Genomic DNA, 8,895 nt, shown 5'->3' with positions numbered 1-8,895 from the left:
TAGCCGATGTTGACAACGGGTCGTCAGATAATTGCTCACTCACACTGTCGCTCGATAAACTTAGCTTCGACTGTTCTGACCTGGGTGAAAACACTGTAACCCTTACCGGTACAGATAACTCCGGCAATACTGCTTCGGCCACTGCCATTGTAACGGTGGTAGACAGTACCAACCCCGTTATTATTGGTTTACCTCAAGACATTGTTTATCAAATAACTGACAATACCTGTGAAGCAGTTATTAACTGGTCAGTTCCTTCAGTTCAAGACAATTGTTCGGCCAGCGTGTCGACTACTCATCAACCCGGAGCTTCTTTCCCTGTTGGCACTACCCAGGTTACCTATACGGCTACCGATGCCTCGGGTAACCAAACCACCGCTAGCTTCAACGTGGTTGTAAAGGCCAGTCCTATTGTCATTACTCTGGAACCATTGGTATATAACCAAATTGATGAGTACAATGTATCGTGCTATGGTGCAGCCGATGGTGAAATTACCGTAGCCGCTGAAGGTGGATGTGGCAACTACACTTACTTGTGGAGTAACGGAGCCACAACGGCCGACATTAGTGGCCTGACAGCCGGAGTATACTCGCTTACGGTAACCGATGAGCATGGGAACTCGACCACCAAGAGTGTTGAGCTGCGTCAACCAAGCCCATTAGAAGTAGAAACCTTCGTAACTCCTGAATATCCGGCCGGTAGCGGCACCGACCAACACACCATATACCTTGGCTATGGTGAGCAAACTGTGACCCTAACTGCCAGTGCAACCGGTGGCAACGGAGATTATACTTACACTTGGCTCCCGGAAAACGAAATTGCCTGTAGTTCGCTAAACTCTGTGGTAGTAGCACCAGAAGTAACTACTACCTATGAAGTAATAGTTACAGATGTAGCAGGCTGCTCGGTTTCTAAAACCATTACGGTTAATGTGATTGATGTACGCTGCGAAGGTGGCAACAATGGTGGCGGTAATAATGGTGGTGGAAACAACGGTGGCGGCAATAATGGTGGCCAATCATGTGATTGTGAAGGTAAAATGAAAAACTTCACAGTAATCTATAATGGTCTTTCAGGCACTACTGTTAAGGCCTATAAAAAGAACAAGAGCAGTATTATTGAAACCTTCTACAATGTTCAAAATGGCGACCGTCTCACAGTAAGTGGTTTCGACCATAAAGGAAGGCTCGATGCTAAAACCTATTTGAAAGTTGGTTCAGTATACTATGAAATTCATACCTCTTGCTCTGAAGACATTATGGGTATTACAGTTGGTCCGTTTACAGTTATAGAATATACGGATGGAGAAGGCAGCACATGTACCATGGATAGCTATAACCCTGGTGATGGTGGTGGCACTGGAGACAGTGACGATGACGATAGCCATGATTCGGATGATGATGACAATGGAGGAGACTCTGATGATGACGATGATGATTCGGACGATGACGACAATGGAAAAGGAAAAGGTAAGGGTAAAGGCAAGGGCAAAGGTAATGTAAGCAGCGGCTTTACTTATGGTAGTACTGCCAGTGGTTATCGCTGGGGCTCAAACTGGTGGGGCAGCGACAATGACGATGATGACGATGATGATGACGACAGTCATGATTCAGACGATGATGATGACGATGGTGGCTCTGGCAACGACAATGGCTCTGGAGACAATAATTGTCAGTGTGAAGGTAGAATGAGAAACTTCACAGTCGTTTACAACGGAACTTCAGGAGTCACTGTTAAAGCATATAACAAGAAGAAAACCTATCTCATTGATGAATTCTACGATGTACAGAGTGGCGATGTGCTCTTTGTAGAAGGGTTCGATTCAAAAGGAAGGCTGGAATCTAAAACCTTCCTTAAGATCAACGGGTTCTCCTATGAAATACATACCTCATGCTCTATTGACATACTAGGACAAACCTACGGACCATTTACTGTAGTAGGTTATACTGATGGTGAAGGTAGCAGTTGTTCCATAGTAACGGGTGAACCTCCGGTGGCCGAAGAAGAATCTTCTTGTGAGGCTACTGCGGCTCAAGATGGCGGACACGCCATGTGGCTAAGCGAATACTACAGAAATGGAAGTAATGCCAAGTATGTTTTCGAAAACATAAATGGAAACTTTGTGCGCTACACCGATGGTTCTGCCAAGCTCACCGGCCGACTGGTGAACATCTATGATACCAATGACATTTGGGAAATAGATTTCATACTCGAAGGAGGACACGACTGGAGCGAATGGTCAGGCTTAGGTAGAAGCTACAAGGACGAAAAGTCACTAGCCGGCAATAACTACCAGAACTGGACTTACTTTACTCTAAGCAGCGACAGCCGACTGAAGGGCAAGGGCTCTAATCAGGGCAAAGTGGTAAAAGTGAGCCACATGCCATCGAATTACCAATTTGGATTCCAACTGGGTAATGCAGCCAACAACAAAAACTCGAACTACGGTCTTTCCGGTTGGTTCTACTATAAGAACTACTGCAACCAGTGGGAGCAAGGAGATATTAACATCGACCTGATTAATTGTCAGGACGAAGAGCCGGGCGAACCAGGCGGTTGCCAGGTGAACACAATTGAATGGAATGGAAAAATAACCGTTTGTTACAATGGTTCGCCAATGTGTGTAAGTAAGGCACAAGCCGAGCAGCTCTTGGCTCAAGGAGCTACCTTAGGAAGCTGTAGCAATATTAATGGTGTGGTAAATACTAACCCGGGAGAGTCTAATCAGGAAGTAACCATCAACAATGAGCCTCCTGTAAGAATAGAGGTGAGCGCTTTCCCTAACCCGGCCAAAGATTTTACAACCATTACCTTTAAGGTGCTTGAAGCAGGTCCGGTTAAAGTGGGCATCTACACCTCGCAAGGTATGCCTGTAGGCCAGCTGTATGAAGACATGGCCGAGGCTGACAAAACCTACGAAATTGAGTTCAATGCTTCCGGTTTGCTCGATGGAATTTATCTCATCAGGGTGAACACAATGGATATTGTAGAAACCAAGAAGCTGATCATTAAACGATAAGAATTATCAAACCCAATAAAATGGCCGGCCAACACCGGCCATTTTCGTTTGTTCTTTCTGTCCTATATTTGTATACCCTTAACAGCTATGGAACTTACAGCAGACAACAAATTGAGAAAGCTTATTGTAGTGGGAGATCGACTGTTGATCAGACCCAAAAAACAGCCTGAGAAAACAGAAAGTGGACTTTATCTGCCTCCTGGTGTTCAGGAAAAAGAGAAAGTTCAATCAGGCTTTGTCATTAAAGTAGGCCCCGGCTACCCCATTCCTATGCCTACCGAAGAAGACGAACCCTGGAAAGAAAGCGAAGAAAAAATTAAATACGTACCTTTACAGGCGCAAGAAGGCGATCTTGCTATCTTTCTTCAAAAAGGAGCCGTTGAGATCGTTTATCAGGGAGAAAAACTCTTTATTGTTCCCCAGTCTTCCGTTTTAATGTTAGAACGAGAACAGGATCTTTAACCAAAGTCTTTCTTTTGCCGTTGAAGGAAAAATACAAGATGGCTATTTCGTCATATTTGACTAAAAGTTATCTTGCTACTAATATTATTTATTGAATGCAATACAAAACAATTAGGTTTTCAAGAACCAACCAAGCTGAATTCATCAGAGATTTAAAATCTCAGGTCAAAGCATATTTTGAAGCAAACAATATTTCCACTTATGGAAATTGGAAAATGGTGCTAAAGACCGTGTTTATGTTTACCCTATATTTTGCCCCATACATACTGATGCTTTGTGGAGTAATTACCAATGTATGGGTTATTTTAGGTATGTGGACCCTTATGGGTTTTGGAAAAAGCGGTATTGGTCTTTCTGTAATGCACGATGCCAACCATGGAGCCTATTCCAGAAATCAAACCGTAAATAAATATCTGAGTTACGTCATGAACATGATTGGCGCCAACTCTTACATTTGGAAAATTCAGCACAATGTACTCCACCATACCTTCACCAATATTGAAGGAATGGATGAAGACATTGACCCTGGAAAACTAATGCGCCTGTCCCCTCATGCCCCCCGGCTTAAAGCCCACAGGCATCAGCATATTTATGGCTGGTTTCTCTATGGCATGATGACTTTCTTGTGGCTAACCACCAAAGATTTTAAGCAACTGGTACGCTACAAAAAAATGGGCCTCATGAAAGCCCACAAACGTTCGTTTAGTGGTGTACTCACCGAAGCCATTGTTTCCAAAGTACTCTATTATGCCTATGCTTTGGCATTGCCTCTATGGCTTATTCCTGCACCTTGGTATGTAATACTCATAGGTTTCTTCATTATGCACTTTATTACTGGCCTTATGTTGGGACTCATATTCCAGCCGGCTCACGTAATGCCTACCTCAGAGTTTCCTGTGCCGGACAACTCAGGAAGTGTAGAAAACAACTGGGCTGTTCATCAGCTGTTTACCACCACTAACTTTGCTCCGGGAAGTAAAATTTTCTCATGGTTTGTAGGTGGCCTCAATTACCAGATAGAACACCACTTGTTTCCTAACATTTGTCATGTGCACTACAAGAAGATTTCTGAAATTGTGAGAGCAAAAGCACAAGAATACGGGCTGCCTTACCATTGCCAGAAAACTTTCTTTGATGCCGTTTACGAGCATGCGCGCATGCTCAAGCAATTAGGTAGAAACGATCAGTATGCAGCCTAAACCCTAGCGATTGAGCAGGGCAAATTCCTTGGCATGATAAGTTAAAATAACATCGGCCCCGGCCCTCTTAATGCTCATTAGGGTTTCCTGCATTACCCGGTCATAATCCAACCAGCCTTTAGCAGAAGCTGCCTTTAGCATAGAATACTCACCACTTACGTTATAGGCAGCTATAGGCTGAGGGTAGCTGTCTTTCAGCAGTTTAATAACATCCAGATAAGCCAAAGCAGGTTTTACCATCAGAAAGTCTGCCCCCTCTTCTACATCAAGGTCTGCCTCAATGAGTGCCTCTTGCTGATTGGCAGGATTCATCTGGTACGTTTTCTTATCGCCACTTTTCGGTGCAGAATCGAGCGCATCGCGGAAGGGACCATAAAATGCACTGGCGTATTTGGCCGTATAAGACATAATGGACACCTCCGTAAAGCCGTTTGAGTCCAGAACTTCGCGTATATAGCCTACCCTTCCGTCCATCATATCTGAAGGGCCTATAATATCAATTCCACAGGCCGCCTGAGAGAGTGCTTGTTTTCCCAGTACCTCCAGGGTTTCATCGTTCAGAATTCTACCGTCTTTCACTAAGCCATCATGCCCGTCCGAGCTATACGGATCAAGCGCTACGTCTGTCATAATGCATGCTTCCGGAAACTCTTTTTTTATTCGTCTTAAAGCCTGCTGGTAGAAGAAACCATCATCATAGCAGCGAGTGGCTGCGCTGTCTTTATAATGCTCCGGGACCACAGGAAAAATATCGAAGGCCTTAATTCCCAAGGAAAGGCAAGTCTCTATTTCTTTTAGCATTTTCTCCAGACCAAGTCGGTGCATACCAGGCATAGAGTCTACCGCTATACTATCATTTACCCCTTCCAGCAAAAACAACGGAAAAATAAAATCGCTGGTGGTTACCCGGGTTTCCTGAATTAAAGACCTTATAGCTTCAGATTTTCTGTTTCTTCTCGGACGAATGTTCATGGTAGAAATTTTGGCAAAGATAACACACCCTTTTTTCTATTCCTCTATTCCGGCCGGTAGTCTAAGGAGCTTAAGCTCAAACCCCTCAACATTCTAACAAACACCATTGGTGTAGATGACGGTGTAGATTCATCATAATAGCCTGAGTCTATGCTCGCCTGTAAAACAAGCCGGTTAAAAAGTAAACTTATCTGAGGGTCAGGCATATGGGAGCCGTTAAACCTTCTGAGACCTTTATAGGTCTAACCGGCACTATGAAAACAAAGGTCATCACTTTTTGGGTTGGACTGCTGCTCAGCGGCTTTTCTGCCACCGCACAATACTGGGTTGTAAAAGGTACTGTTTTAGACAGTGCCGAAAACTTACCGCTGCCATCGGCCACTGTGGTTCTCACCAAAATGGCTGATTCTACCAAGCGGGCCTTTTCTACAACAGAATTGGGTGAGTTTCGAATAACTGGAGTAACCAATGGTCAGTATGAGCTTTCCATAAGCTTTGTGGGTTTCAAATCTTTCCGAAAGAAGCTCGACATAAAAGACGCATCTGCAGATGTGGGGCAGGTAATTCTTGCTCTTGACACAAAGTCGCTAAACGATGTAACCGTAGAAGCACTGGCCGAGCGGGTGAGGCAAAATGGGGATACCACTGAGTTTAATGCCGCAGCCTTTAAAGTAAACCCCGATGCTACTGCCGAAACACTACTGGAAAAACTCCCCGGAGTAGTTATTCAGAATGGCCAGGTTCAGGCCCAAGGTGAAACTGTTCGCAGAGTGTTGGTAGACGGCCGTGAGTTTTTCGGTGACGATCCTAATGCCGCCCTACGCAATCTTCCGGCCGAAATCATTGAACGCATTCAGGTATATGATCAGGCCAGCGATCAGGCCCAATTTACCGGTTTCATGGATGGTGAAACCTCAAAAACCCTTAACATTATTACACGAGCCAGTATGCGAAATGGTGAATTTGGAAACGTTTATGCAGGAGCGGGCACCAACAATACATACAACGCAGGAGGAAGCATAAATCTGTTTCGTGAAAAGTCGCGCACCACAATTCTCGGACACGTTAATAACATTAACATTCAGAACTTTTCTACCAGCGACTTGCTGGGAATTACTGCCGGTGGTGGCCGAAGAGGCGCCATGGGTGCTCGTGGTGGTGGCCGAGGAGGAGCCGGTGGCGGCTTTAGTGGTGGCTTTGGAGGCGATGCCGGTGGTTTTGGAGGAGGCGGAGGCGCTTCCAATTTTCTGGTAGGCCAGCAAGGAGGAATTTCTGAAACCAAAGCCTTGGGAATAAACTATTCCTATCAGGACAAAGGTCCATTGAAGTTTAGTGGAAGCTACTTCTTCAATCAATCAGACAACCAGTCAGACGAATCGGTATTCAGGCAATTTACCTTACCTCAAAATGAAGGGCAGGTATACACAGAAAATAGTTACTCACCCAGCCGCAACATAAACCATCGTTTTAGTGGCGAACTGGAGTATACCATTAACCCCAAAAACTCTCTCATCATCAGACCAAGAATTACCCTGCAGGATAACTCCGGGTCGGGCATAGTCGATGGAGCCACTTATATGGGAACCAATCTGCTCAATACAGCTTACACAGAAAACACTTCTATTTTAGAGGCACTAAGCTTTAACAACAACCTCCTCTACAGGCATTCATTCGAAAAAGGAGGACGTACTTTCTCCATCAACTTAAATACCGGACTTAATGAAAGTACAGGAGACAGTTACCTGATTTCAGAAAACATATTCTATGGCCGCAATCCTAATACGGTTGAGCTCAACCAGTTTGGAGATCAGGATACTAAAGGCTTTAACATGACCGCCAATGCCACATATACAGAACCACTCACTGACAAAACCCAACTCTTGGTTTCTTACCGCTACGGCTATCAATTCAACGACTCCAAAAGAGAAAGCTTTGACTATGAAGAAGCCACAGGCCAATACAGCAACCTTAATATGCCTTTGAGCAACACGTTCGAAAACGACTACATTACGCATCAAAGCACGGTGGGGTATAACGTAAGGGGTCAAAAGGCAAACCTCACACTTAGGGGCACCTATCAATGGGCCTTACTGGACAACGACCAAACCTTTCCTATTCAAGACAACGTGGACCGGAAGTTTGGCAACTTCATACCTTCTGTGGTATATCGATATAGGTTCGAAAACGGGCGCAGCCTCAATATTAACTACCGGGCCAGCACCGATGCGCCCAGTGTGAGTCAATTACAAAGTGTTATTAACAACACTGATCCACTCAACATTTCGGCCGGAAACCCTCAATTAGATCAAAGCTATCAACACTCGGCCACTATTCGGTACAACAAAGTTGATATGAGTTCGAACCGAACCTTCTTTACTTTGCTGAGTGGTAGTTTTTCCAACAACCAAATAAGCACTAGTTCCTATGTTGCCGGAGGCGATGGTGCCACTGTAGATGGCATACGTCTGGAGCCTGGAGCGCGCTACTCTAAGCCTGTTAATCTGGACGGTTACTGGAACCTCAGGAGTTTTCTTTCTTACGGAGTTCCGCTTGGCTTTATAAAATCTAACCTCAACTTTACGGGCACTCTGGCCTATTCGCAGTCTCCTGAGCTGATCAATAACCAATTGAACTATGCCAAAACACCTACAGCCGGACTAGGATTGGTTTTAAGCAGCAATATCAGCGAAAAAGTAGACTTTACGATTTCCAGCAACAGCAACTTTAGCTGGGTAGAAAACTCACTCCAGAGCCAGGCCAACGTAAATTACTTCAACCAATCGACCAGACTTAGGCTCAACTGGATTTTTGGTGACGGCTTAGTTTACCGAACAACTCTGAGTCATACAGCCAACTCGGGTCTTTCCGATGGGTTTAACCAAAATTTTGTACTCTGGAATATGGAGGTAGGTAAAAAGATGCTACAGCAAAAGGCCGAAGTAAAACTAGCGGTGTTCGACTTACTCAAGCAAAATCAGAACATCAGACGCAACGTTACCGGATCCTATATTGAAGACAACCAAACCCAAATTCTAACACAGTACTTTATGGTGTCTTTCATTTACAATATTAGAAGCTTTGGAACGGGCAATGCTATTCCAGACGATCGTATGGAACGTTTTCAGCAAATGAGGGAGCGTTTTGGAAGGGGTGGCAATGGAGGTTAGTCCAATTTCATCACGTTTTTTGAATATTTAACAACTAATGCTTTAGGTTTCATTGCGGAATGGTTAGTTTCATGG

5 protein-coding genes are annotated in these 8,895 nt (G+C 44.6%); 4 read left to right on the top strand and 1 reads right to left on the bottom strand.

All coding sequences use genetic code 11. The features are described from left to right. From B3O12_RS00685 to B3O12_RS00675, 3 genes are all read left to right on the top strand, one after another. The coding region (locus B3O12_RS00685; RefSeq protein WP_286754928.1) for an HYR domain-containing protein at positions 1-3,020 on the top strand (3,020 nt) is incomplete at its 5' end. Between the two features lie 87 nt (positions 3,021-3,107). Then, the gene (locus B3O12_RS00680; protein ID WP_286754927.1) at positions 3,108-3,482 is read left to right on the top strand and encodes a co-chaperone GroES; all 375 of its coding nucleotides are present in this window, start codon (positions 3,108-3,110) and stop codon (positions 3,480-3,482) included. A gap of 95 nt (positions 3,483-3,577) precedes the next feature. Further along, positions 3,578-4,681 carry a fatty acid desaturase family protein gene (locus B3O12_RS00675; RefSeq protein WP_286754926.1) on the top strand — a complete coding sequence of 368 codons (1,104 nt, stop codon included), beginning with the start codon at positions 3,578-3,580 and terminating at the stop codon, positions 4,679-4,681. A 3-nt stretch (positions 4,682-4,684) separates the two neighbouring features. On the opposite strand, the gene hemB is transcribed toward B3O12_RS00675, so the two are convergent. Further along, positions 4,685-5,653: a porphobilinogen synthase gene (gene hemB, locus B3O12_RS00670; RefSeq protein ID WP_286754925.1), complete on the bottom strand. Its 969-nt coding sequence runs from the start codon at positions 5,651-5,653 to the stop codon at positions 4,685-4,687. A gap of 254 nt (positions 5,654-5,907) precedes the next feature. Between hemB and B3O12_RS00665 the strand changes: the two genes are divergently transcribed. Continuing rightward, a complete protein-coding gene (locus B3O12_RS00665) occupies positions 5,908-8,820 on the top strand; it encodes a TonB-dependent receptor (protein WP_286754924.1) in 2,913 nt (970 codons plus the stop codon). The last annotated feature ends 75 nt before the right edge of the window (positions 8,821-8,895 follow it).

It is taken from the genome of Roseivirga sp. UBA838, from assembly GCF_002296035.1.
GTDB lineage: Bacteria > Bacteroidota > Bacteroidia > Cytophagales > Cyclobacteriaceae > Roseivirga > Roseivirga thermotolerans.
This window is presented reverse-complemented; position numbering and strand designations above follow the sequence as displayed.